The 26,006-nt window shown below is 37.8% G+C and carries 21 protein-coding genes and 2 pseudogenes; 10 read left to right on the plus strand and 13 right to left on the minus strand.

The features are described 5' to 3' along the window. The coding region (locus CK510_RS02640) for a ComEC/Rec2 family competence protein (protein ID WP_143289196.1) at positions 1 to 1,983 on the plus strand (1,983 nt) is incomplete at its 5' end. Between the two features lie 355 nt (positions 1,984 to 2,338). Here CK510_RS02640 and coaE read toward each other — a convergent pair. The 4 genes and pseudogenes from coaE to CK510_RS02660 form a co-directional block, all read right to left on the minus strand. After that, positions 2,339 to 2,932 (minus strand): dephospho-CoA kinase, encoded by a 594-nt coding sequence (gene coaE / locus CK510_RS02645; protein ID WP_095720217.1) that lies wholly within the window; start codon positions 2,930 to 2,932, stop codon positions 2,339 to 2,341. A gap of 88 nt (positions 2,933 to 3,020) precedes the next feature. Next, positions 3,021 to 4,223: an RRXRR domain-containing protein gene (locus CK510_RS02650; protein WP_095720218.1), complete on the minus strand. Its 1,203-nt coding sequence runs from the start codon at positions 4,221 to 4,223 to the stop codon at positions 3,021 to 3,023. A 217-nt stretch (positions 4,224 to 4,440) separates the two neighbouring features. After that, positions 4,441 to 6,048 (minus strand): annotated as a pseudogene (cobA, locus tag CK510_RS02655) (uroporphyrinogen-III C-methyltransferase). Positions 6,049 to 6,466: 418 nt separating this feature from the next. Then, positions 6,467 to 6,937: a tetratricopeptide repeat protein gene (locus CK510_RS02660; RefSeq protein ID WP_095720219.1), complete on the minus strand. Its 471-nt coding sequence runs from the start codon at positions 6,935 to 6,937 to the stop codon at positions 6,467 to 6,469. 206 nt (positions 6,938 to 7,143) lie between these two features. Here CK510_RS02660 and CK510_RS02665 point away from each other — a divergent pair, with 206 nt between their 5' ends. Continuing rightward, positions 7,144 to 7,374, plus strand: coding sequence for a hypothetical protein (locus CK510_RS02665; RefSeq protein WP_095720220.1), 231 nt, complete (start codon positions 7,144 to 7,146; stop codon positions 7,372 to 7,374). Between the two features lie 67 nt (positions 7,375 to 7,441). On the opposite strand, the gene CK510_RS02670 is transcribed toward CK510_RS02665, so the two are convergent. Both CK510_RS02670 and CK510_RS02675 read right to left on the minus strand, forming a co-directional pair. Then, positions 7,442 to 8,365, minus strand: coding sequence for a homogentisate phytyltransferase (locus CK510_RS02670; protein ID WP_095720221.1), 924 nt, complete (start codon positions 8,363 to 8,365; stop codon positions 7,442 to 7,444). A gap of 129 nt (positions 8,366 to 8,494) precedes the next feature. After that, on the minus strand, positions 8,495 to 9,358 hold the full coding sequence (locus CK510_RS02675) for a methyltransferase domain-containing protein (RefSeq protein ID WP_095720222.1): 864 nt from the start codon (positions 9,356 to 9,358) through the stop codon (positions 8,495 to 8,497). 149 nt (positions 9,359 to 9,507) lie between these two features. Here CK510_RS02675 and CK510_RS02680 point away from each other — a divergent pair, with 149 nt between their 5' ends. Together CK510_RS02680 and CK510_RS02685 are read left to right on the plus strand one after the other, a co-directional pair. After that, a complete protein-coding gene (locus tag CK510_RS02680; protein ID WP_095720223.1) occupies positions 9,508 to 10,842 on the plus strand; it encodes a TrkH family potassium uptake protein in 1,335 nt (444 codons plus the stop codon). 14 nt (positions 10,843 to 10,856) lie between these two features. Then, positions 10,857 to 11,552 carry a potassium channel family protein gene (locus CK510_RS02685; protein WP_095720224.1) on the plus strand — a complete coding sequence of 232 codons (696 nt, stop codon included), beginning with the start codon at positions 10,857 to 10,859 and terminating at the stop codon, positions 11,550 to 11,552. 162 nt (positions 11,553 to 11,714) lie between these two features. On the opposite strand, the gene CK510_RS02690 is transcribed toward CK510_RS02685, so the two are convergent. Together CK510_RS02690 and queA are read right to left on the minus strand one after the other, a co-directional pair. Continuing rightward, positions 11,715 to 12,866, minus strand: coding sequence for a tetratricopeptide repeat protein (locus CK510_RS02690; protein ID WP_095720225.1), 1,152 nt, complete (start codon positions 12,864 to 12,866; stop codon positions 11,715 to 11,717). 129 nt (positions 12,867 to 12,995) lie between these two features. Beyond that, entirely contained in the window at positions 12,996 to 14,159 is a 1,164-nt protein-coding gene (queA, locus tag CK510_RS02695) for a tRNA preQ1(34) S-adenosylmethionine ribosyltransferase-isomerase QueA (protein ID WP_095720226.1), read from the minus strand. Between the two features lie 248 nt (positions 14,160 to 14,407). Between queA and CK510_RS02700 the strand changes: the two genes are divergently transcribed. After that, a complete protein-coding gene (locus CK510_RS02700; protein ID WP_095720227.1) occupies positions 14,408 to 14,797 on the plus strand; it encodes a hypothetical protein in 390 nt (129 codons plus the stop codon). Positions 14,798 to 14,987: 190 nt separating this feature from the next. Here the strand turns inward: CK510_RS02700 and CK510_RS02705 are convergent, their stop codons facing one another. Then, entirely contained in the window at positions 14,988 to 15,494 is a 507-nt protein-coding gene (locus CK510_RS02705; RefSeq protein ID WP_095720228.1) for a YraN family protein, read from the minus strand. Between the two features lie 22 nt (positions 15,495 to 15,516). On the opposite strand from CK510_RS02705, the gene CK510_RS02710 reads away from it, so the two are divergent. The 3 genes and pseudogenes from CK510_RS02710 to CK510_RS02715 all read left to right on the plus strand — a co-directional run bounded on the left by CK510_RS02710 (position 15,517) and on the right by CK510_RS02715 (position 16,340). Continuing rightward, positions 15,517 to 16,035: a pentapeptide repeat-containing protein gene (locus CK510_RS02710; RefSeq protein ID WP_095720229.1), complete on the plus strand. Its 519-nt coding sequence runs from the start codon at positions 15,517 to 15,519 to the stop codon at positions 16,033 to 16,035. Next, positions 16,026 to 16,136 (plus strand): annotated as a pseudogene (locus CK510_RS34330) (DUF2887 domain-containing protein); the annotation flags it as partial. The gene CK510_RS02710 and the pseudogene CK510_RS34330, both read left to right, overlap by 10 nt. A 6-nt stretch (positions 16,137 to 16,142) precedes the next feature. Continuing rightward, the gene (locus tag CK510_RS02715; protein ID WP_373695779.1) at positions 16,143 to 16,340 is read left to right on the plus strand and encodes a hypothetical protein; all 198 of its coding nucleotides are present in this window, start codon (positions 16,143 to 16,145) and stop codon (positions 16,338 to 16,340) included. A 61-nt stretch (positions 16,341 to 16,401) separates the two neighbouring features. Here the strand turns inward: CK510_RS02715 and dnaG are convergent, their stop codons facing one another. Further along, positions 16,402 to 18,372 (minus strand): DNA primase, encoded by a 1,971-nt coding sequence (gene dnaG / locus CK510_RS02720; RefSeq protein ID WP_095720230.1) that lies wholly within the window; start codon positions 18,370 to 18,372, stop codon positions 16,402 to 16,404. A gap of 197 nt (positions 18,373 to 18,569) precedes the next feature. Here dnaG and tftA point away from each other — a divergent pair, with 197 nt between their 5' ends. Then, entirely contained in the window at positions 18,570 to 19,904 is a 1,335-nt protein-coding gene (gene tftA / locus CK510_RS02725) for a hormogonium tapered terminus morphoprotein TftA (protein WP_095720231.1), read from the plus strand. A gap of 248 nt (positions 19,905 to 20,152) precedes the next feature. Here the strand turns inward: tftA and CK510_RS02730 are convergent, their stop codons facing one another. From CK510_RS02730 to CK510_RS02740, 3 genes are all read right to left on the minus strand, one after another. Then, complete coding sequence (locus CK510_RS02730) at positions 20,153 to 21,472, minus strand: ATP-binding protein (RefSeq protein WP_095720232.1); 1,320 nt, start codon at positions 21,470 to 21,472, stop codon at positions 20,153 to 20,155. A gap of 127 nt (positions 21,473 to 21,599) precedes the next feature. Continuing rightward, positions 21,600 to 22,958 carry a tellurite resistance TerB C-terminal domain-containing protein gene (locus CK510_RS02735; RefSeq protein WP_095720233.1) on the minus strand — a complete coding sequence of 453 codons (1,359 nt, stop codon included), beginning with the start codon at positions 22,956 to 22,958 and terminating at the stop codon, positions 21,600 to 21,602. A 308-nt stretch (positions 22,959 to 23,266) separates the two neighbouring features. Next, complete coding sequence (locus CK510_RS02740; RefSeq protein ID WP_095720234.1) at positions 23,267 to 24,667, minus strand: ATP-binding protein; 1,401 nt, start codon at positions 24,665 to 24,667, stop codon at positions 23,267 to 23,269. 152 nt (positions 24,668 to 24,819) lie between these two features. Between CK510_RS02740 and CK510_RS02745 the strand changes: the two genes are divergently transcribed. Beyond that, a complete protein-coding gene (locus tag CK510_RS02745; protein WP_095720235.1) occupies positions 24,820 to 25,137 on the plus strand; it encodes a TMEM14 family protein in 318 nt (105 codons plus the stop codon). Positions 25,138 to 26,006: the final 869 nt, after the last annotated feature.

A 26,006-nucleotide genomic window follows, 5' to 3' on the forward strand; every position in this document is an offset into this window, starting at 1 on the left:
GTAACTAGTACTCCTCGGATGACTCGCACTTCTAAGGGGCAGTTCTGGATGGAAGTGACGCAATTGAATGGGGTGAAAGATGAAGATGGAACTGCTGGAGGGAAAGGGGTTTCGGGTAGTTTATATGTGACTGTACCTTTATTGCAGGCAACCGGATTATACCCTGGACAACAAATTGCTGTAACTGGTGTGTTATATAAACCAAAGGCTGCTGCTAATCCTGGTGCATTTGATTTTCGGGAATATTTGAAGAAAGAAGGTGTGTTTGCGGGATTAAGTGGACGACAGGTGAATATTCTCAATGAAGAGAAGAAGTGGGGATGGTGGAAGTTTCGCGAACAAATAGTGCGATCGCAGGTGAGTTTTTTGGGTGTTCCGGAAGGTCCCCTTGTCAGTGCTATGGTTTTAGGTAGTAAAGCTGTAGATTTACCTTATGATATTCGCGATTCGTTTGTCGCTGTTGGGTTAGCTCATGCATTAGCGGCTTCTGGATTTCAAACTTCGTTAATTTTGGGTATGGTTTTAGGGTTAACGAAACGTGCTAAACGGGGAACTCAATTTACAGTCGGTTGTTTAGCTTTGGTTGCTTTTCTCTGTTTAACTGGCTTTCAACCTGCGGTATTACGTGCTGTGGTGATGGGTTTTGCTGGTTTAATTGCTTTATTATTGCATAAGAAAGTTAAGCAGCTGGGTTCGCTCTTGGTTGCTGCGAGTCTATTGTTAATCTTTAATCCCTTATGGATTTGGGATTTAGGTTTTCAATTAAGTTTTTTGGCGACTTTGGGTTTAATTGTGACAGTTCCAGCGATAACTAAAAGGTTGGGATGGTTGCCTCCTGCTGTCGCATCTCTAATTGCAGTTCCTCTGGCAGCGACTATTTGGACTTTACCCCTACAGTTAAATGTTTTTGGGGTTTTACCATCTTATAGTTTGGTGTTGAATATTGCGAGTACACCTTTAATTTCAGTAATTAGTATTGGTGGGTTTATTAGCGCGATCGCATCTCTGATTTTACCTGGTTTGGGAAGTGCGATCGCTGGAGTTTTGCATTATCCAACGGACTGGTTACTGAAGCTTGTCGAATTTTTTAATACTTTACGAGGAAATTCGTTTGCTGTTGGCAGTATTACCACAGCACAGATGTTGGTTATCTATACATTATTAATGCTTGCTTGGTTGGTACGTTGGTGGCAACGTCGTTGGTGGGTAGCGTTAGGAATTTCACTCACTCTCATATTTATTCCAGCTTGGCATACAGGAAATACATTATTTCGTGTGACAATGTTGGCAGCTGGTGGTGAACCTGTTGTGGTAATTCAAGATCGAGGCAAGGTAACGCTAATTAATAGTGGGGATGAAGGTACAGGACGCTTCACAATATTACCCTTTTTGCAACAACAGGGTGTAAATCAAATTGATTGGGCTGTTGCATCGGATTTTCAAGGAAATGGAAGTAAGGGATGGTTGGAATTATTACCACGTCTGCCAATAAAAGTATTTTATGATTCTGCGGCAAATGCTGATAATGCGATCACTAGCGGTGCGATTCAGAAACAATTACAAAAAAATCAATCTACGTATCAACCTTTAAAGATTGGTCAAAGTGTAAACATCGGTTCGACTCTTTTACAACTTGTTAACGGTGAATTACCCATTTTACAAATGCGGATTCAAAATAAAGATTGGTTATTTGTGGGAAATCTCAAACCAACTGATTTACGACAATTAATCAAAGCGAAGAATTTACCCCATCCCCAAGTGTTATGGTGTCAACCGCGATCGCTTAAGGATTTGGTTCCACTATTGCAGCCTGAAGTAACGATTACAACGAGTGCGGATATTGAACCCAATATTTTGTCAGAATTAGGTCAAGTAAAGACGCAATTGTTGTTTACAGGAAGGGATGGGGCAATTCAATGGACTCCAGATGGTCAGTTTGAAGCCTTTATTCAAGCAATAGAAAATAAATCTTCTGTTTTTTGAGTAAGAATGTAGAATTAATTGGTGGATGATTAAAGAAGACTATATGAGTCAAAATTAATTAGTATTTTCCAGTCACACTGACTCCTAAATTCTCTTTTCTTAAAACTGATTACTAGGGTTATAATTCAATACGGTTCAGTTAAGACTAAACCATTCAATATTTTAAACCGCCATAGACACGGAGTGGCTACTTAGCCCTTACAGGGCGGCTATCGCCAACAGAAGCTACTTCGTATCTACCGTAGGTAGACGCAGAGAACGCCTTAGACGCGGAGCGGCTACCTTTGGAAGTCACTTCGTGCCTACCCGAAGGGTAGGAATAGAAGGAAAAAATTCTTAACTGAACTGTATTGGGTTATAATTTAGTTTTATCCATAACAATATTAACTAATTTCAAAAGCATTTCGACACTTTGAGAATTATCGAATACGACATCAGCAAGTTTGACTTTCTCGGATAAAGGCATTTGACTATTAATTCTTGCTTGTGCTTGTTCTAAAGTTAAATTATTTCGTTGCATTAATCGTTTTAATTGCTGTTCTTGAGAACAACTCACAACCCAAGTTTCTGTAACTAAATTAGTTAATCCGACTTCAAATAATAAGGGAATCACTAAAACTAGAGTATCAGAGGATATTTTCGCCATTTCTTGGTTAAATCTATCCCTCACATAAGGGTGAATTAAACTTTCAATCCAAAGTCTTTCTATTTGACTTTCAAAGACTATTTCTCCTAACTTTTGCCGATTCAAGCTATTATCAGGAAGTAAAATATCGTCACCATATTTTTGATTAATTTTTTTTAATATCGCTGAACCAACAGCAACAGCTTCTCTTGCATAAATATCAGAATCTAAAATTGGTAAGTTATAACTTTCTGCAAGGTAATTTGCAACAGTACTTTTACCTGTGGCAATCCCACCTGTTAAGCCAATTAGACGTTTTTGCATTAGTGATTGGGAATATAATATAATACAGAGAGACGTGATATATCACGTCTCTACATTCATAAAAATACTCGGTATGCGGGAAACTCAGTCACTTTAGTGCTGAGAGGGAAGCGACGCGAGCGGTTTTAACCGCAGTGAAAATTAGTCCGATAGAGCGTCTGATTAGTCGGACTTTGTTTTTACTGAATTGACCTAACCGTTTCCAGTTTTGGTCAGAGACAGAAACTTGTTTTTCGGTGTCTCCACTAACCCATCCTCTATATGTTTTATTGCCTTGGGTAGCTTCAACATAATCACCTTTTCTAAATCCATGTCGGGTTACAGTGCCGCCATATTTACGGCGAAGTTGCCGGACAGAATCTTCTGTCCCGGCACATTCGCGCGAAAGTGACCACGGGGATTCTCCCCGGTGGCGCATTTCGCGTCTGTTTCCACCCTTAGACGGAACCATCAAATGTAGTTGCCTACGACTAATTGGAGGACGACGTAAAATAGTAAATTGAGACTCAGTTATATTGACTTCACCTACCCAACTAGCACCATGAGTTTTTACTCCTTCCCAAGTTTGATATTTAACAAACTCGGAACAAGCCAACGTGACTGCATCCACCGCATGAGTCTCTGGGATTTGTAAAGACTTGTCAGATTTCTCTTTATGTAATCCCAAGTGCTTACGAAGATTAGATGTTTCCCAACCTTTTTTCAGAGTCACATTAGCTAGGTTTGATAGTCGGTTAATTTGATATCTTTGCCCAACCATTACCGGACTAAAACTCTTATTACCTCGTGCTTCTACCTCTTCAATAACAATTGTTTTTACTGGGTATATTTCACACAATAAAGTAATTGTTCGGTATTCCAAGTCTTTATTTGCTCGAATACTTGGTGGTAGTTTGGAGTTACGACGATTATCAAATCTAGCTTGACGGTGACTACGTTTAGAAAAAGATAATTTTCGATTAATCCGTCTTCCACGTCTACCACGTCGCATCATGGCTCGTTGTTCCATTCTGTCTTTAACTGTTTTAAACGGAAGAACTAGATGCAACATTTGTAACGTGTTTTTTTGAGATTGAACAGCCACACCAGAAAACATTTTTCCAGGGTCTAATCCAATTACAATATCTTGAGTTTGGGTATCAGATGGTTCAACTAATAGTTGAACGTAAAATATTCCTAGTTTGTTGAATTTACCGACGGCTTTACCTGCTTTAATCCAACGTCTAGCACGGCTAGCTTTAGTCGGCATCAAAGGAATATTGTCTGCTGAAATTACTGGTACTCTTTGCATGGAGATAATCCTTAGAGTAAAGTTTAAGTCCCCTCGCCCAACTAATCCAAAATGTCTTGTCTTTAACCAACGACTGAACAAACAGTCTTGCAGATAATCCAAACTGGGGAAGTATTTGGAAGTGCGTATCAGGATTAGTCTCAGTGGGCTAGTCAAACACGTAATCTTTGTTAATTACAAGCTCAGTCCCTTTAGGGCTGAGTTATTGACTTGTGTTCTAATTACTTGCCCATCTAATCAAAGCTTGGGTTAATCCTGGTAAGGTATATTCCTCAGCTTCAACATCAACGCGTCCAATTAAATCTTGACAGCTTTTCGATGTTTGGGGACCAATTGAAGCAATACAAATACCTTCCAAACAACTGCCAACAGCATTTTCAGGAAATACTCTTGTCGCTAACTGGCAGAAAAATTGCACTGTTTTCGAGCTTGCAAATGTAATGATATCAATGTTCCCGCTTTGCAAAGCTAATTCAGCCGAAGGAGGTATATTAATTGGACAACAAGACTGATAAGCTACAACCTCAATTACTTCTGCACCCTTTTGTGTTAGTTCTTTCACTAAAACTTCCCGTCCACCACTTTCGACACGGGGAAACAAAATCTTTTGATTAACAAGTTGTTCCGGAAAATTTTCCACTAAGGAGTCAGCGACAAAGTTAGGAGGGATAAAATCTGCCTGTATACAATGTTTTTTTAAACACTGAGCAGTTTTTTCACCAACTACAGCCACTTTTACCCCAATCAATGCACGTGCATCTTTGCCTTGGGCAAATAATCTCTCAAACAAGTATTCCACACCATTTGTAGAAGTCAAAACTAACCAGTTGAAAGATGATAAATTTGCGATCGCATTATCCAATCCATCCCAACTTGATGGGGGACCAATTTCTAAGGCAGGCATTTCAACAACATTTGCACCAAATTCAATCAGTAGTTCGGCAAAATCACTTGATTGTCCTACCGAACGTGTCACCAGTATGGTTTTACCAGCAAGAGGTAGCTTGGTAGAAGAAACTGGAGGTGAGAAAATATTACTAGGCATGGTTAAGAAGTGCTAATTACCAATCAGAGAATCATCTAGGTCTATATGAATATTCTCAGGTTGAAGATACTTGCGTAAACCCACTACTTCACCAATTGTAATTACTGTTGGCGAAAGTGAAACACCTACTGTAATTTCAAGTATCGTTTCTAGGGTTCCTATCCATATTTTTTGCTGTGGTGTTCCGCAATAACGAACTACGGCAATAGGTGTAGTCCGGGTTTTACCATGTTTAATTAGTTGATGTACTACTTCTGGTAGATTTTTTCCCCCCATTAAAATTACTAAGGTCTCAATTCCTGCTAGGGCTTCCCAGTTCAATGCTTCGGGTTCATGTGCTGTCACAACCGCAAAACTTCGACTCAATACTGGGTCTGTTAAGGGAATATTAGCAAATAATGGTGCTGCTAAAGCGGAAGAAATACCGGGTACAAGTTCAAAATTACATTTGGCAGCTTTCAATGCTTCAATTTCAGCAGTACAGCGTCCAAATATAAATGGATCGCCCGATTTCAAACGAATTACTTGTTTACCTTCTTGGCAATATTTAACTAGCAACTGATTAATTTCAGCTTGTGGTGTACTTGGTTGTCCTCCACGTTTACCGACATCCAATTGCAAACAATCTGAAGGTACTAAATTCAATAATTCTTTATCAATGAGGGCATCGTAAACTAATACTTCGGCTTTCTCCAAAAGTTTATAAGCCTTGACTGTTAAGTATCCTACATCTCCAGGTCCAGCACCTACAAGATAAACTTTGCCTTTTTGTTGAGTCATTTGGATTTTAGATTTTAGATTTTGGATACATTCGCTGTCGCTCAGTACAAGCTTTGGATTTTTAGAGACGTAATACATCACATCTTTGGATTTTAAATATGAAAGTAAATTTTTATAAATCAGTAATATCTATGAATCTGTAAAAAAATATAGTAATTAAGAAAACCCCTATTACGTAGGTTTTGCAACTCAACTATATTTAACTTTACTTAAGTTTATATTTGAGCAGCTTTTTCATGAAGTTATATTATTCTAATAGAATTAATTATTATTTATTTAACGTATTTAATGGCTTGTAGGGTTGACAAAATTTTATACCTCCGATATTGTCTAGCTAGTTGTGTATTGTGGGATGCTTTGAGGACTATTTTTAGTTTTTAACCTCAAAAAAGGTTCTAGGGAATTTGCAATTACAGAATTATACAGAGCGTTTAATGTCGAGCTTTTGTAATAACTGATTAACTTGTTCAGCTTTCTGTAGTTGACGTTGTGCTTGGAATAAATCGCGAGATTTTTCTAAATTGCTAATAGCTTCACTCTTATTACCTTGGGCGATTAAAGCATTACTCAAACGCAAATAAGCATCGACTTTTTTCGGTGCGCGTTGAATTACATATTGGAATTCTGCGATCGCATCTCCTACCCGATCTTGTTGAATTAAGCAATCGCCCAATAGCAAGTGAACCACATCATTGGTTGAATTAATCGCAATAACTCCACGAAAAGCAATTTCTGCCGCTTCATAGTCTTTTTGCTGAAACAACGTTAATCCCTTTTGAAAGCGGTTTGAAGTAATTAAGGTTTTAATCGCGAAATAAATCAATATACAGACAGATGAGAGTACAATAATCGTCGCAATTAAGTTACTACCGCTTGGAAACATTTCCATAGTTTATCCTTAGTTACAGTTTTACGTGCATATATTTTGATTCTTGGCAGTGTAAGTATATCAGCAGTTTTCAGCAACTGCATAAATTGATTCTAATGACACCTATAACATGAGTGAGGTGAATATACGACTTCAGCAAGTCGTTAAATATTTAGATTTTAAGGTTTTATAGATATTAAAGATAGGGAAGGAAAAAGCAGATGTATATGTCTATTTGGCTATGGATTGGGCTATTAGCTTATTTTACAGGAGTTGCGATCGCATGGCAGCAGTTTCAACCAAAAATCGCAGAATGGGAAGAATATAGTAATTTTCCGGTTATTTGGACAGTAAAGCTCGCGATCGCAATTGGGTATTTTCTTAAATCTTTGATTTGGTTCTATGACTTGATTTTGGACGATGAAGCAAGCAACAAGAAAGCAAGTAGCGAACATTAGTTAAAACTATCTCTCTGCGACTCCGCGTGAAGTCAATTCCAAATTAAATTCAGCAACACCAATTATCTCATGCAATCAGACAAGCCGCAGGAAAAATTAAATACTCAACAAAAAACAGCTTCCAGATGAATTGGTAAAAACTTGCGATCGCGTTTTTATCTTCTAAATCAACTTGCTGACTCCGTAACCACATCCAAGCTAACGGGATGATATGACTGAGAATTAGAAAAACAGAATTGACTTCAGAAAGACGGAGAAAACCAACCAAGATAATACCTACATAGCAAACAGTAATTACCCAAAGGGCAAGATTAAAAACAGCTTTCTTACCGAGTTTAAGCGAAAGAGTAGAGATATTGTATTGCAAATCGCCTTCCATATCAGGGATATCCTTAAAGATTGCGATCGTGAACGTAAAGACTAGTACAAACAGCGTTAACACCCAAACAATAATTGGAATCGTAATTGGTTGTTTTAATATCCAGCTATAGTGTAAATAAAGTCCTAAATTAACAATAGCTCCACGCACGGAAAAAATACATACAGCAGCCCAAAAAGGAAAACGTTTCAAACGAATCGGAGGTAAAGAATAAGCCGTACCAATAGCCAAACTGACAACCACCATCGCAAATAAATATTTTCCTTGGAATAATGCCACAATTAGTGCCAATATTCCCGTAATGCCGACAATTAACTTACCTGTTAGCAGGGAAAATTCCCCCGAAGCCAAAGGTAAATGGGGTTTATTAATCTTGTCTATAGCAATATCTTCAAGTTGATTCAACCCAACAATATAAACATTTCCAAAGACACAAGCAACCCAAGCACCAAGTATAGGAAATATAGAAAAATTTGAATTAGAGAGTGCGATCGCAATCAAATACAATCCCGATGCGCTTAAAGTTGTACCAATAATCGTATGTGGTCGTGAAAATTTCCACAATGAATATAACCAAGCACTTTGAGATTTAATAGTAAAAGTGTTGCTCATAAAGAAAAATTATTAATGGGCATTGGATATTGGTAGTTGGGAATTTAAGATTGGACATTGAGAATTGAGAATTTAAAATTATACATTATCCTATTTTCGTACAGACGACCCGGTGGGTCGTCTCTGTCTCTACTTGTTGCCACAAATTAAACCAAACCGAATCAAACCGCTCTCATAACCACGCTGCATCAATCCCAAAGACAAAGCACCCTGAATTGTACTCCAACCAGAAAACAACAACCCCCAAAGCGCTTGGAGAGTGAATGTAGAATCAATTACCACATTCCAAAAAGGTGCTACAGCTTTCGACCAATCAACAAAGCGAAGATTTTGTAGAGGTAACTGACGCGCGATTTCTACATATTCCGGCAATGAAATTACATAAGGCAAACAATAAACACGATAAATCTCCTCTAAATCCTTCCTTTCCTCCAGGGTTAACGGAGAATTCACAATCGGGCGATGGCACCAGGTAGCAACAATCATTGTTCCACCAGGCTTTAAAACTCGGTGACACTCCTGCAAAAACTTTACCTTATCAGGCATATGTTCACCGCTTTCCAGCGACCAAATTAAATCAAACGAATTATCGGGGAAAGGCATATTCAAGGCATCAGCAACTTGAAAATTCGTCCGATTTCCTAAACCAAATTCTCTAGCACGTTCCTTTGCTCTTTCTGCCTGTACAGGACTCAAAGTGATACCAGTAACCCTAGCACCAAATCGACCTGCTAAATACAGCGAGCTTCCACCAATGCCACAACCAACATCAAGAATATCCGAGAAACCAGAATCTCCCTTATCTCCTTCCTCATCCAAAGCAAATCGCAAAACCTCCTCAATCAAATCAATCTGTGCTTGACGACGTTCTTTCTTTTCCGTACCATCCGCACCATAGTAACCGTGGTGCATATGTTCTCCCCAAACTTCCTCCCACAAACCAGAGGAAGCATCGTAGAACTGCTGAATTTGCTGATAAAGTGTTGCAGTCATTGGTTAAGCGATGCTAAGACAAAGCAGAAATAAAATACACATATTTGTAGGCTACCATGTGTGTTTTGATTTGAATTAGGGTATTTTTCTCACCCAGGAAGGTTAACCCAGCCTAAACAACCTGGGATAGTTTTATTTTTGACCGGAATATGACCGTTTCTCGGACGATTTGCTTGGGATTTTTAGCGGTTATCGCAATAGGAACTATCTTATTGATGATGCCTTTTTCTACTAGTAGTGGTACGTGGAATAACTTAGTTATCGCGCTTTTTACATCAACTTCCGCAGTCTGCGTGACAGGTTTATCTGTGGTAGATCCGGGTACGTACTTTTCTTTTTGGGGTCAATTGTTTATTGCTTTACTAGCACAAATTGGTGGTTTAGGCTATATGACTACAACCACTTTCCTGATTTTGCTAATCGGTAAAAAATTTGACTTGAGACAAAAAATTGCAATTCAACAAGCATTAGATCGACCAGGAATGAGTGGTAGCAAACAAATTATTCGTTCGATTATTGCCACAACGCTAATTTTTGAAATCACGGGAGTCTTTTTACTACTACCTGCTTTTGTGCCGGAATACGGATGGAATCAGGGATTATGGTTGGCGATTTTCCACAGTATTAATGCCTGGAATAATGCTGGTTTTAGCTTGTTCAAAGATAACTTAATTGGTTATCAATCTTCAGCTTTAGTTGTGTTTACGATTACTGGCTTAATTATCTTTGGGGGAATTGGATATCAAGTCATTTTAGAAATGTACATTTGGTTGCGCGATCGCATTCTCAAAAGGCAGGAAAAACTAGTTTTTTCACTCGATTTTAAAGTTGCAGTTAGTACAACAATTATTCTACTATTACTGGGAACTGCCGCTTTTTTAGCGATTGAAATGAGAAATCCCAATACTTTAGGGGATATTAAATTTGGCACTCAATTCTTATCAGCTTGGTTTCAATCAGTTACTCCCAGAACTGCTGGTTTTAATACCATTGATATTGGAAAAATGACTAATGCTGGATTGTTTATCACCATTGCCTTAATGTTTATTGGTGCAAGTCCAGGTGGTACTGGTGGAGGCATTAAAACAACAACTTTGCGAGTTCTATCTAACTGTACAAAATCAATTTTACAAGGAAAAGAAGAGGTTATTTTATATGAGAGAAAAATTGCTGTATCTTTAGTTCTCAAAGCGGTAGGTGTGTTTGTTGGCTCTATCAGTACAGTAATTGTTGCTACCATATTAATTGCACTGACAGATCCAGAAGTTTCCTTCATTCAAATATTGTTTGAAACTATGTCCGCATTTGCAACCGTAGGACTTTCAACTGGTATTACTGGTAGCGTTACCACTGCTGCTAAACTAATACTAATTCTGACTATGTATATTGGTCGAGTCGGAATTTTACTACTAATGTCTTCTATTTTAGGCGACCCACGTCCGAGTCGCGTTCATTATCCTGAAGAAAATTTGCTTGTTGGTTAATAAGGACTAAAATTGTGAATCTCTCATCGCTAGGATTTTTCCGCAGTCTACGCAAAGATAATCATCAATTTGCGGTAATTGGGTTAGGACGTTTTGGACGCTCCGTATGCTCTACACTACATAAATTTGGCTACCAAGTTCTCGCTACGGATGTTGATGAAAAACGAGTTTCGGAAGCTTTAACGGAACATATTGTTGGACATGCTTTACAAATTGATTCTACCGAACCTGCGGCACTCAAGGAAGCAGGAATTTTTGAATTTGATACGGTAATTGTGGCAATCGGTAATTACGTTCAAGAGAGTATTATTACCACTTTAAATGTTAAAGAAGGTGGAGTTCCCCACGTTATTGCGAAAGCTTCAAGTGAAGTTCATTGTAAGCTATTAAAACGTGTTGGTGCTGACCATGTTGTCTTCCCCGAATACGAAGCTGGGAGCGCTTTGGCACGAACTTTAACTAAACCATCGATTCTCGAAAGATTTGACCTCGATCCAGATAATAGTATTGTGGAAGTTATCGTACCTGATGAATTTGATGGGAAAACAATCACTGAATTACAATTACGTAATCGCTATGGGTTGAATTTATTAGCTGTAAGTCGAGATGGGAAATTCTTAATTAATCCCGAACCTGATAAGCGACTTGAGAAAGGAACGGCAATGGTGGTAATTGGCTGTAATCGGGATATTAATCGTTTACCGATTTAATTTGTCAATACAAATTTAGAGAGACGTGATACAAGAAATTCCAAGTCATAGGGGATACAATCAGAATGCCTAAATTTCAATAAATTTCAATTCAATAAATATAGAGAGACGCGATATATCGCGTCTCTACATAAGTAATTAATCACAAAAAATTAATAATTCTTATTTATCCAAAGACGCAGGTTGTGCTTCTGTTGGTGGTGTGTCACCAGAATTTTCTAATGCTCCAGGAATTGGTTGTCCGAACTCGAATACGGTGTTGGGATTGTTAGAATTATTGTCATTATTTTCGGTAGGTTCCGAATTTTGGGTAGTTTCGTTATTTTGAGGATTTTCGGTAGAAGTTTCCACAGGAGTTGGTATTTGGGTAGTTGCTGGATTACTTCTTCCTTGTGCAGTTTGTTGAATCAAACCCGTCATTTTCTCTGCTAGTTCATAACTTCCAGCATCACGATACTGTTTTTGAGCGCGTTTGAATGCACTACTAGCTTTCTTATATTCACCTTGGTTATACCAAGTCATGCCTAAATTGTAGTAAGCATCGGGATTATTAGGAACTTTGCGAATTGCTTCTTGGTAAATTGCGATCGCATTGGTTGTTTGTCCTTGGCTTACCATTAAACCAGCCAAGTTATTATATGCGGCAATATTACTCGGATCGATTTGCAACGTTTGACGGTAAGCATTCATAGCTTCCTGTGTTTGCCCCTGTTGTTGCAAGGCAATTCCCAAATTATAGAAAGCATTGGCATTGCTGCTATCGAGATTTATGCCTTTTTGGTAAGATGCGATCGCATCTCCAACCTGTCCCATTTCATATAATGCTAAACCCATATTATAATGGGCTGCTGTCATGGTCGGATTCACCACCAAAGCCTGACGATAAGCTGTTACCGCAGCTTCACGCTGTCCCTGTTTATAAAGTCCTAAACCTAAATTAAAGTAACCTTCAGCAAAATTGGGGTCAATCCGTACCGCTTCTGCATATTCCTGTATCGCCCCATCTAAGCGATTTTGCCGCAACATAATGTTACCAAGGTATGTCCGTGCTGCCGCTAAATTTGGGTCAATTTGCAAAGCTTGACGTAACAACATTTCTCCACCTTGAAAATCGCCACGACCATAACGAACTACACCCTGTTGATATAATCCAGCTGCCTCTAAATTTTGACTAGTGGCAGTTTGCGCCATTAGCTGACTTCCCTGTAAATTCAAAAAAGAAGGAATTGCGATCGCAATCACAGCCGAAGTCGCAACTAGGAAAGCTTGAGAATAGTAGTGTAAATACTTATGAAAACCATATTTTTGAGACATAGCTGGGTAGACCTGAATTTTTATAGTGTCTTATAGCTATAGGTTTCCCAGTATGCTCGTGGAAATTTCATTGTGAGAAATAAATTTGGGAATCAGTAATCAATACTTCTGGCTTCTGACTCCTGACTCCTAACTAACACCTTCCGGTAAAATCAACATGGCATCCCCAAACGAGTAAAAACGATATTGAGATGCGATCGCATGTTCATATATCCTCAACAACCGTTCTCGTCCAATTAATGCACTGACTAACATCAACAAACTCGAACGTGGTAAATGGAAGTTAGTAATCAACCCCTCCACAACCTCCCAATTGTAGCCAGGATAGATAAACAAATTCGTTTTCCCACAAAAAGCCTGTAACTCACCACCACATTCCGCAGTCGCACCTTCCAAAGCTCTTACAGCAGTGGTTCCCACAGCAATAATTCGTCCCCCAGCAGCTTTAGTAGCGCGAATTTGCTCGACAGTTTCACTAGGAACCTCAATCCACTCCTCATGCATGATATGTGTGGTGACATCCTCAACCTCCACAGGACGAAATGTACCTACACCCACATGTAAGGTAATAAAAGCCCGATTAATTCCCTTTTGCTCTAATTTCTCCAACAACTCTGGTGTAAAATGTAACCCTGCCGTTGGAGCAGCCACAGCTCCCGGAGTTTGAGCATATACGGTTTGATATTGGTCATCTGCTGCTTTGCTATTAGTAATATAAGGTGGCAAAGGTATCTCCCCAAATCGATCTAATAGCTGCACCAAAGACTTCCCATTTGGCAGATTAAACTTGAGTACTCTTCCCCCAGTTGAAGCATCCGAATCGATGACAGTCGCTGTTAAGCTTGCAAATTGGGCATCTTCATCATTTCCGATTCTGCCTTCAAAAAAAATCTGTGAACCAATCTTAAATCGCTTTCCAGGTTTAACCAAAGCTAACCAACAATTGTGCTGTCGCTCCTCCAAAAGTAGCACTTCCACATCAGCACCAGTAGATTTACGTCCGTACAACCGTGCGGGAATGACTTTAGTATCATTCATAATTAATAAATCATGCGATCGCAATATCTCCGGCAAATCTCGGAAAATCTTGTTTAAAGGAGGGTTTTCTTCACCTGTAGTAGTTGAATCCACTACCAACAGCTTGGAACTATCACGGGGAACTGCTGGATTTTGAGCGATGAGTTCTTCCGGTAGCTGGTAATCATACCCAGCAGTCGAACGCTCTAAATCGTAATATTTATCTACTAGGATAGGGGTTAAATCCAAATTTTCTGCTTTCAATTCTCGCGTCATTTCGGTTAAGATGGCTGTAGCAAGCTAACTCTAGCTTATATTGGCTCGATACATAAGTAGATTTTAAAGGATTAGCAGTAAATTTTATCCTTCCCATTCATAATGGATACAATTAAGTACCACGTAAATATAAATGTGAAAATTGGGTAAATCTCCCCATCAAAAAACGGGGGCATTTACCCTACCGGATATGAATTCTATGTACCAATAATGGAAATGTAGGGTTGGCTTTGATCCCAAAAACAAAAATGGAATATTTATATTACCTGGCAAATGCTAGTCTCACCTTAAGAGTAGTTGAATTCTTGCATACCCGACCCCAATTACCCGTTTCCTTCGTTACCGTAATACATCAAATAGATGGTTGGGTAGTACGAGTTAAGTTAACCTCACCAATTTCCCCTGATGACAATGGTGATTTCCGCGCTTTCTTAAACGAACTGGGAATTAGCTACGAACCACCAATGCGTGTACAAATGGCACTATGGAGTTTAGAAACTGGACAATGCCCTGTTGATGTCATGCGTCGCTATCAAGTTGCGATCGTTTCCCACGGAAACCCCGAAAGAGAAGAAATAGAAGCATTTCGCCAACAATTTGTTCGTGGTTTAGGCTACTGCCCAGAAACCCTGGCTTAATTATTACCTTGATTTTTCAGTGTTTTTCCTTAAATGTCTTGTTGAGTCACTCTAGAGCATAGGTTGGTGGCATTGTCAAATGAAATCTTCAATTCTTTGCCTTTAAAACCTTTTTCCTATGGTGAATATTATGTTACCCGATAGCTCAATGATTAGTGATTGGTAGTTGATGTTGTCACCGCATCACCAATTACCCATTATCAATCAAAGAATCAAAAGCTCCGGGAATGTATTCTTGCAGCGTCAAATAATGACTAGGTGTTGATAAAAAAGCCAGGCTATGAGATTTTTCGTTTGTATGACTGGATTTTAATAATTTTGGGCTTGAGATTTTTGGACTTAATATTTTTGGACTTGGAACTTTTTGAGCTTCTGCGATCGCAACATCAAAACGACAGTTAAAATCAGCTTTTTCAGGAAATTTGGCTAAATACATTTGTGCCGTGCGGGAGATTTTTTCCTGCTTGCTCGGCTTTATTGCGTCTCTTCCTCCACTATCCCAACTACCAGTGCTGCGGGTTTTCACTTCGATAAACGCTAAAGTTTGGGTATATTCCGCAATAATATCAATTTCACCCCAACGCGATCGCCAACGACGATGGAGAATTGTCCAACCACAGGATTCTAACCATTGTGCCACTAAGTCTTCACCTAATGTACCAATATCGGGATAATTAGAAGGAGGTAAGTCTGACATTAGGACATTAGTAATAATTACGATGAATATTAGAAATTTTAGGTTAAGCACAAAAATTTGCACAGGTATACTTAGTATATTCCTCTACGTAACACTTAGTATTACGGCTGCTTTTTGTTTTCCTCCAACGGCTTTGGCTCTTGATTACAACAAAGAAATCCTCATCAATACTGATTTTTCAGGACGGGATTTGAGCGACTCCAGCTTTACCAAGGCAAATCTCAAACAAAGCAATTTCAGTAAATCCAACTTACGAGGAGTTAGTTTTTTTGCCGCTAATTTAGAGTCAGTCGATTTCACTGGTGCAGATTTAAGCAACACAACTTTAGATTCAGCACGTTTAATTAAAGCCAATTTAACCAATGCGATTTTAGAAGGTGCATTTGCTGCCAGTTCTCAATTTGAAGGTGCAATTATTGATGGGGCTGATTTCACCGACGTTTTACTACGTAATGACGAGCAAAAAAAATTATGTCAAATAGCCAAAGGTACAAACCCCACAACTAAACGCGATACCCGTGAAACGTTAATGTGTCCATAGAAAAAGGGAAAGAAGGAAACTTAAGAAACCGGCGAGAACTTCTAGAATTAATAGAGACGATCATAGTTTATAAATTCCCTCAAAAGAGCCGAGAGGAGATTGAGCAAATGTTAGGATTAAGCGAATTAAAGAAAACAAGAGTCTATCAAGAAGCAAAAGAAGAGGGTAAGCTGGAAGGGCAACTGGAAGCTGTACCATTCATGCTCAGTTTAGGTGCTACTGTAGAGCAGATAGCAGAGACTTTGGGTTTGGAGATTGAGCAGGTTCGTCAGGTTGCACAAAATAATCAATCTAATCGGAAATAATTCAATAAAATGAAGAGAGACGCGATGTATCGCGTCTCTACATAAATAAAATTATAATAAATTACAATAAATCAATAATTGTAAATTGTCGTTGACGCTCTAACTCTTTCTGCCTAGTTTTTTCTCGATAAAATGCTTGGTAACAAGAGTCATATTTTTCTGATTCGATTTGCGAATCAGTTTCTTGCAAAAGCTTAGAAAAATACTGAATGCGTTTTTCACACAATACTTCCTCTATACGAGCAATAGTGGCTTGAACCACTTGGGGCGATCGCATGATTTCTGTCTTCGCTTTTTCGGTCAGAATAAATAAATGGGAAATTGATACGGATTCTTCAGGAAATTCTAGACATATATCTTGCAATCTAGATACTAAATCTCGTTCATTGTCATCAGTAATTAAATCAGTCACTTCTAGTATACTTTGCCACAAGAATCTGTGATGTGAAAGGCTAAATTGTAAGTCACGCTCTTCAAGTTCATTAACTATATTTTGGCGTTGTCCAGGACAATTTAAGTAAATTCTCAATAATAACCCTTCCGCTCTTTCTAAGAGACTATTTTCAGTTTTGGAAACTAGCGGGGATTTTTCTTTATTTGAATCTACATAGCTTGAATTTGTATATTTTGAATCATAGTTTGAATTATGAAAACGCGGTTTTTCTCTTTCCCTACTATTGGTTTGTGCTGGTGAAATTTGTGTGAGTAAATTCTCTATGCGTAAGGGTATTAATTGACTATTCCCTAAACTCAAAATTTCTGCACAATTAGAAATGTAATAAGTTAAAGTATCTTTATTAACAATATTTTTGAGTAATTTAACTATTTGTTGTGAAGCTTGTTGGTAATCTGTCGCTTGCTTTAAATCTTTTTTTGTAACAATTTGCTGGATTTGCCAATCAATCCAAAGGGGAGCATTAGCTAATAACTGACGATAATCTTCCGATGAATGTGTATGCAAATACTCATCGGCATCTTTACCATCGGGAATATTGAGAATTCTTAAAGCAACTTCACCCTGATAAGCTAAATTAGCTATCTCCCCGATTGCCCTCTCTGCGGCATTTGTCCCCGCTTTGTCAGCATCAAAGTTGAGTATAAGCTGCTTGGATTCACTGTAACGTAATGCTAATTTAACCTGCTCAATACTTAAAGCAGTACCCAAAGATGCTACAGCATTATTAATACCCGACGCATGAAGCGCGATCGCATCAAAATATCCTTCAACTACAATAGCTTGATCGAATTGCGATATCCCATTTTTGGCAGCATCGAGGGCAAATAAGGTTTTACCTTTACTAAATAACTCGGTTTCCGGCGAATTTAAATACTTGGGTTGCTCATCCTTCATTGTTCTCCCACCAAAAGCAATCACCCGTCCCATCACATCACGGATGGGAATCATAATGCGATCGCGAAACACATCGTAATAACCGCTTCCCTCTTTACGAGGTTTAATTAAACCAGCTTTCTCCACCAATTGCACAGGATAATGCTTATCTTCCACTAAATACCGATATAGTGTATCCCAACCCCCAGGAGCATAGCCCAAAGCGAAAATCTGCACTACTTCATCACTCAATTTCCTCTTTTCCCGCAGATATTCATGCGCCCCATAACTAAAATTTTTGAGTGCGTGCTGGTAGAATTGTGCCGTAGCTGCCAAGACTTGATATAGTTGCTCCCGTAGCGATATCTGACGCTGTAATTCTTGTCGCTGTTCTGGTGCTAGGGTTTGGACAGTAACCTGATACCGTCGTGCCAAATCTAGAACTACTTCCGAAAAAGAGCGCTTTTGCAACTCCATCAAGAACTTAATCGAGCCTCCACTAGCTTGACAGCCAAAACAATAGTACATTTGCTTGGTTTGGCTAACAGTAAAACTGGGGCTTTTCTCATCATGAAAAGGACATAAACCAACATAATCCCTACCACGTTTGCGTAACACAACATGTTCCGAGACGACATCATATATATCAGCTCGTTCTTTTACTACTTCGATTGTGTCGGGATGCAAGCGGGGAATTTGCATATTGGTTATTGGTTATTGGTTATTAAGAGTGGGTAATAAGGAATCGTAATTTAGTTGGAAGACAAAGCATTAGTACTAACTTAGTACAATTAAAGTAGAAATTATATTTTCCTCCTTTCCCCTTAACCTTTGCGGTTTTGCTTGAGAATGGTATAACTTAGCGCTAAAGCGAAATATTATCAGAGGATTTACTGAAAATGGGACGTATTTTTATTTCAGCAGCACATGGGGGTCGAGAAGGTGGGAGAATTGATCCAGGTACGGTGGCTGGAGGGACGACAGAAGCCCGTGAAATGATTTTACTGCGGGATTTAATTATGGGTGAATTGCGCTCTCGGAATTGGGAAATACTCTCGGTTCCCGATGATTTGAGTGCCCAGGGTACTATTAACTGGATTAATACCCGTTCCCGTCCGCGTGATGTCGCTTTGGAAATCCAAAACGATGCGGCTTCAAATCCATCAGTACGAGGTGCTACCGTTTACTATATCGCCAATAATAGCGATCGCAGAAAAAATGCCGAAACCTTGCTTTTAGCATTACTACGAAAAATTCCCCAATTACCGAATCGTGGTGTAAAACCGGATACAAATTCCGGATTTGGTAGTTTGGTTTTTTGCCGACAGATTGCGATCGCATCGCTACAAATTCAAGTTGGGTTTCTCACAAGTCCTGATGATAGGTCTTTATTACAAAATCGTCGTCGCGACTTTGCTGTGGGAATTGCCGACGGTTTAGTGTCGTGGATTCGTGTGATTGACCCAGGTACAACCCCAACTGAGCCAAATTATCCAATTATTAATATCAACATCAATGGCACAAACTCCTCTGATAAAGGAATTTTAATCAATGGAAATGCTTACATCCCAATTAATTTAGTTAATAGTTTAAATATAGATTTATCAAAAGCACCAAATATCAGACAAGTCACTTACAAACAAATTGTTTATATTAAAGCAGTAGACTTACAAGAATTTAATATTTCAGTGGGTTGGGATGGGGCAACACGCACAGTAAAACTACGTTCCAATGTAGCTTCTGGTCAAATTGATAAAATAATATTCAACGGTAGAACTACAAAAGAACAATTAGAATCATTCCTCAGGGATAATAATCGTAATGCTCTAGCTCAATTCCCAGACATTGCTCAGTTATACCTTGAAGAAGCTAGAAAAGAAGGTGTAAATCATGATATTTCCTTCAGCCAAATGTGTTTAGAAACAGACTATTTACGCTTTAGTGGTGATATTAAAGCCGAACAAAACAACTTTGCTAGCTTAGGGACAATTGGTGGTGGTAGCGAATCAGCTATCTTTGACAGTGCCCGAATTGGAGTTAGGGCACATATCCAACATTTAAAAGCATACGCAAGTCTAGAAGCACTACAGCAGGAAGTTGTAGACCCAAGATTTCGTTTTGTGACGCGAGGAGTCGCACCGTTAGTCGCTGATTTATCTGGTCGTTGGTCAGCCGATTTAGATTATGGAAGCAAGATTTTGGCAATACTCAAAAGGCTATATGAGTCAATATAATAATTGGCGAGTTAAGAGTTTTTAGTTAAGAGCTAAAAAGTAAAATTAGGTATCTTGCAATTCTTAGAAATCTAAATTAAACAACATACCACTATTGATTGTATAGATTTATGTTGGGTTACGCAAAGCCTCCACTACAAAGAATAAGAAATCTTCATTCTTTACTCTCTGCGTCTCTGCATGACATAAATATAAATTGATATTGATATTGATATTTATACTTCGCCTAATTTAATTCACTTTCCAAACTATAAACTAAACTCAGCCACATCACTTTCTGCATTGCCTCCAACGACACTAAGCTTAAACTTGTCACCGTGAATAATATCACCAAATTTCATATTTGGATTCTGATACATAATATTTAATACGGTAATAAAGTCACGGACAATTTCACCGGGAGTTAATAATGCATCTGCACCTAAACGGTTCACTATTTCCTGGACAAATTCTTTGCATTCACGAGTCGGCAAAGGTTTACTATTCTGATAATTTGATGCATGAATTTCTGCTAATCTTTGCAATAAAGAAAGAATTTCTTCTTCACTTAATGGATTCAATCTAATCACAGGACCAAAAAATTCTTGGACACCAGATTGAGCAACAAAACGGCTTTCCTTAGTACGTCTACGCCATGCTGGATCAGAAAAAAGTCCACGATTTTGGTCTTCTAAAAATTTAGTTGTCCCACCAATTAAAAAACCTAAATGTTCGGCTTTACATTGCATAGTATCATTGAAAATTCCTAGCAAGCGATTATAATTTTTTTCACGGGTGACTGTAGCCGGAATTTGATACAAATTCACCGCTTCATCAAGCATAATTATCAACCCTTTATAGCCGATTTCAGCAACAAATTTTGCTAATATCTTAATATAATCGTACCAGCTTTCATCATCAATAATAACACGCACACCCAATGCTTGTTTCGCCTCCGTTTTGGTGTTAAATTCACCCCTCAACCAACGCAATGCGGCATTTTTTAAATTATCATCATCTTGTCTATAACCACGCCAATAAGCACTAATTACACTACCAAAATCAAACCCATGAACTAAATCTTCAATGTATTGAACGACTTCGCGAATTTTTTCTTCTACTTTGTCATCAAAACCTTCATCATTAGGACGCATTCCAGAATCTTTAGCGACTTCTTGTTGAATTTTGTTGATCCAACCTTCCAAAATAGAGACTAATGCACCACCATCGGGACGTGTTTTTGTGGCAAAATGACTCATCAATTCTCGATAGGTTGCTAATCCTTCATTATTGCTACCTGCAAGTCGTCTTCCTGAGGATAAATCTGCATCTGCAACGACAAAACCCTGTTCCATTGCCCGGTTTCTAATCAGTTGCAGCATAAAGCTTTTTCCCGAACCATAATTGCCAATAATAAAGCGAAATGCGGCGACTCCATCCGCAATATCACCAAGATTTTGAATGAGGCTTTTTAGTTCTTGTTCTCTTCCGACTGCGATATGTTCTACACCTTCTCTTGGTACTACCCCAGCACCAAGAGAATTAATTAAGCCAGTAGATATTTTTTTGGATAATTTAACTTTTACCATGTTGGAAACCTCAGTTTATTTTAACCGCAGAAGCTTGCAGCTAGATGTTTACTTTCTTAAATATTTTACAATGTTGAATTTGATTATGTTTAGTTTTATTTTTAGTTTTATTTTTAGCAAAACTAATTTAACTAGATGATGCACTTTGAGCAATAATTTCTTCGTATGTTTCTATTATTTTTTTGACGTTTGTGACGTATTCTTGATAAATAGATGGCAATTCAGAAGCTGTATTAATTATTAGTTCACCAATGGTATCGCTGGCACATTCGTTAATAGCATCAATGAGGAGGTTAGGCATTGTAATATTGGCTTCGGCTATTTGCTTTATTACTGAGTTTGGATTTTCTTGTTCTAAAATAGCTTTTAAAACTTGCAGTTCGTGGTTAGGAAGATGATTGAAAAAGTCACCCCATTCCCCTGATAGACTCTCTAAGTTTAGATTTTCTAAGTTTAAATTTTCTGGACTTAAATTTTCTGTTTTGGGATTATCTAAATTACTTATTCTATTTTCATTTGAATCTAAAGTTTCAATTAATTCCGAAAAAGGGAATAATTCGACTGCTTCTTCTAATACAGTTCCTTGGGTATTATTATCTGTATATATAGCCTCATCTGGATTAAGACTTTCCATTTGTTGCAGCAATTCCCAGACTTGAGTTTGCAGCAAGTTGTGTTCATCTTTTAATAATGATATTTGGTCTTGGAGATTTTTTAATTCTTCTTGCTTAGATGTGAGTTTAGTTTGAATATTTTTAATTTTAGTTTCAATATTTTTACGTTCTGCTGTTTTTACTGATATTAGTTCATTTTTTTGCTGTTCTTGAACTTCTAGTTCTTGTATTTGCACTCGCAATTGATGCAGCTTTTCTTCGAGTTGTGGTTTTAGTCTATCTAATAAAGTTAAATTATTTTCAAATTCTTCTTTCTCTTTTTTTAGTTCATTAACTTGTATTTGTAATTGTGTAATTTCCGCACGGGAAACATTAACATTTAACTCTTGTCGGCGTTTTTCCGCAGCAAAAGAATTATTAAATTCTATTTTGCTCCTTTCGAGACTATTTATCTCATTTTGTAGCTGGTCAATAACTAACTCTAGTTGCCTTTGTTGTCCAACAAAACTACTTAATTCACGGTTGAGAATGTCCCGTTGATTACGGCGATCGCCTATTTGATTTTGTAGTTGGCTTGATTCAGAATATAGCGATTGACGACGATTTTCTAGTTCGTTAACTTCGGCAAAAACTTGGGATTTTATACCTTCAAGTTCGCGAATACGTTTATACAAAGAATCAATAACAAGCATCTCAGAATTTCGACGACGCTTATCAACAAAAAATGCTGCCAGATAGGTAGAAAGTACAGTAACAAAGGCAGTGAGAAAGGCTTGATTGAAATTCCAGTGAAGAACAAGACTAAGACCAAAACTCACACCGAAGGCTATTATACCTAAAATGAACCGATTGCTGAACGTTGGTGATTGCATATAAATTATGTTTAGCCTAGTACAACACAACAAAAGTAAAAAGCCAAAAGAAAGATACTTCTATAAACTTTTCAAACATTTTAAATGCTAGCTTTGTTTTTGCCGTAATTTACTAGTTTTTGTATCTACCCTATTTTAAATTTTTCTACGAATACTTAGCCACTATTCGCTTCCCATATATTTAAATCCATGTTTCGGTTTCAGTTTAAAATTAAATTTAGATTTAGATTTAGATTGTAATTTTCCTTTTATTCCCTCTAGTGGTGTGCGTATAATACTTTACTTGATGTTGTCAAAAAATGAAATACTTAATTTTCGTCGGCGAGTAGAATATTTGTATTAGAGGTTGGGTTATTCGAGCCAAACAAAGCTATATCAGCTTTTAAGTAATCGATAAATTGCCGTGCAGCCCTCCCCGATCGCCCATTATGACGGGTTGCCCATTGTAATGCTTTAAACTCCAAATCTTTTTGCGCGATCGCAATTTTTGCTTGGTTAGCTAGATGACGGACTATTTCCAAGTAGGTACTTTGGTCTGCGGGGGCAAATGTTAAGGTTAAACCAAAGCGATCGCTAAAGGATAATTTTTCTTGCATGGTGTCCCAAGCATGAACTTCGTCATTATCTCGCGGTGTTGGACGATCGGCAAAAAATTCGCGGATAAGGTGACGACGGTTTGATGTCGCATATACTACAACGTTAGGCGATCGCGATGTTAAAGTACCTTCTAAGACTACTTTGAGGGCTTTGAATGCGTCGTCATCCTCTTCAAATGACAAGTCATCGACAAAGATAATAAATTTTTGTGACGCTTCCCGCAATTTTTCGACAATTAATGGTAGTTCTTTAAGTTCTGATTTAACAACTTCAATCAACCGCAAACCACGGTTAGCAAAATTATCTTGCTGAGAGTTGTCTTGCTTAAATTTATTATGCTCATTTAATAAAGCTTTTACCAAAGACGATTTTCCAGTACCACGACTACCGTACAGTAATACATTCTGCGCGTTGTATCCCGATAATAAAAATTCTGTATTCTTTAGCAAAGCTTCTTTCTGTGACTCGTAACCAACAAGTTCATCTAATTTTATCGGATCGGGATGGGGAATACCAATAAACTCCCCTGAATGCCAGCGCAAAGCTTTATATTCAGCAAATAAACCCGTTCCACACTGACGATAATAAGTCGCTAAATCTTCAACCACATCAGTCCAATCTTCTGATTGCTGTAAAGACTGAATATATTGTTGTTGTGGAAAGCCAATATTTTCTATCTCTGTCGTTTCCATATACCATAAAACAGGTGATACGGGTAGATTGGCTACACATTGCATCCATTCACTTAATAAAGCGCTGCTACATTCATATAGCGATCGCAATATTTGTAAGTCATGTTGAGTTGCGGCAATTAGTGATGCTGGCAAGCTAGCAAAGTCATGTTTTTGAGCTGCCCTCGAAAAAGGATTATCATCCCGCAGCATTTGCAAAATTAAATATTCTTCCCAATTTAGATTCTCGGATGCCAATGATTTGAAATAATTTCCATAAGCTTGCAAACAACCTCTCGCATCAGCATCTTTATAACGTATTGCTTGCAACATCTCCAAAAATGCAATCCCTGTTTGCCCTGTCAACACAGATTGGTAAAGTAAGAGAGAGGCTGCTTGACGTTGCAGGAATTGCACCTTGGTAATTATTTGGCTATCCATTATTTTTTTATAGTCATGGGTAATGTCAAGGAAGTGCGCGATCGCGAAGTGTGAGAAGTAAGAAGTTGGATATCGTACGTTCCTGCTGTTTCCATAATTCTCTACTTTTTTAACCAGTACTCAGCAATAATTTTCTATGTGGGTTCTAAAAGATGAATTTTGCTATTGTCGCTACGTTTGCTTACGGGATTTTATCTATTATTGGTGGCATTATCGGCTACATTCAAGTGAAAAGTAAAGTTTCTTTGATTAGCGGCACTATTAGCGGTTTAATCCTTGTTATTTCAGCTTTTCTTCAACTTCAAAGACAAGGATTTGCTCTAGCTTTAGCTGCTGTAATTACTGGCATATTAGTCATAGTTTTTGCAATTAGGTTACAAAAAACACGCAAGTTCATGCCTGCGGGTTTAATGACGGGTTTGGGAATCACGACACTAATTATCATTTTGAGTCAGTTGTTTGTTAAATAAGGAAAAAATAACGACATAAAATATTGATCGTGATTTTCCTCAGGCAAGCAACGATTGCTTGTCTGTTTTATTGCATCCAAATGAGAATTTTTATGAGCAAATAGTATAAATATACTATATAAGTGGCTGTATTTGATACAAATGGCTGAAAGTGAGTTAGCGGAGCATACCGTAGGTATCGCATCCATAATATTCTCTCTACAAGTAATAAAAAATCTGTTTACCTTGAAACCGTCAGGTTTTTTATTGTGGTTATGAGGGGTATTAAGTGGTTTAATGTTCCCAGCTTTCTGCTTTGAAAAAATACTTATTAGTCAAGTAGCTGGTTATTATCAAGCTATATTAATCGTTCATTGATTAGTTGATATTTTTTCACAATAATTAGATATATTCGTGGCAAATTTTAGTTAAAAATTGTCGATGTAATGTTTTTTTTGCAATCATATAAAAAATGTTGCAAAAGTTACAGAAAATTATTATAGAGTTTCATCTAGCTAAAATAAGACGTAAAAATTAGAGTATTTTGAGTATTTATAAATAGGTGAAATACTTAATATAGTTGCTTTTGAGGCTTATTAGGTATCAATAAATTAAGTGCATAAAAATCATCATACTTATCCGGAATTGGGTTGAATATTTATGTACTTTGTATGTGTTAGCTAAAATTAATGGATAAGTTTATAAATGAGGTAGTGAAAACTATTTAATCAGGAGATTAGGGATAAGAGTAGTTCTAAACTGTAAGTCAGCATAAATATCTACGCAAATACCCAAAGATATTTAAAGATTTAAAGGCTTAGACAAGTGTAAGTTAAAGAGAAGGTGAAGGTATATATTGCCATTTTGGCAAGTTTTCCTTGCACAAATCG

This window comes from Brunnivagina elsteri CCALA 953 (assembly GCF_002289455.1).
GTDB classification, from domain to species: Bacteria; Cyanobacteriota; Cyanobacteriia; order Cyanobacteriales; family Nostocaceae; genus Brunnivagina; species Brunnivagina elsteri.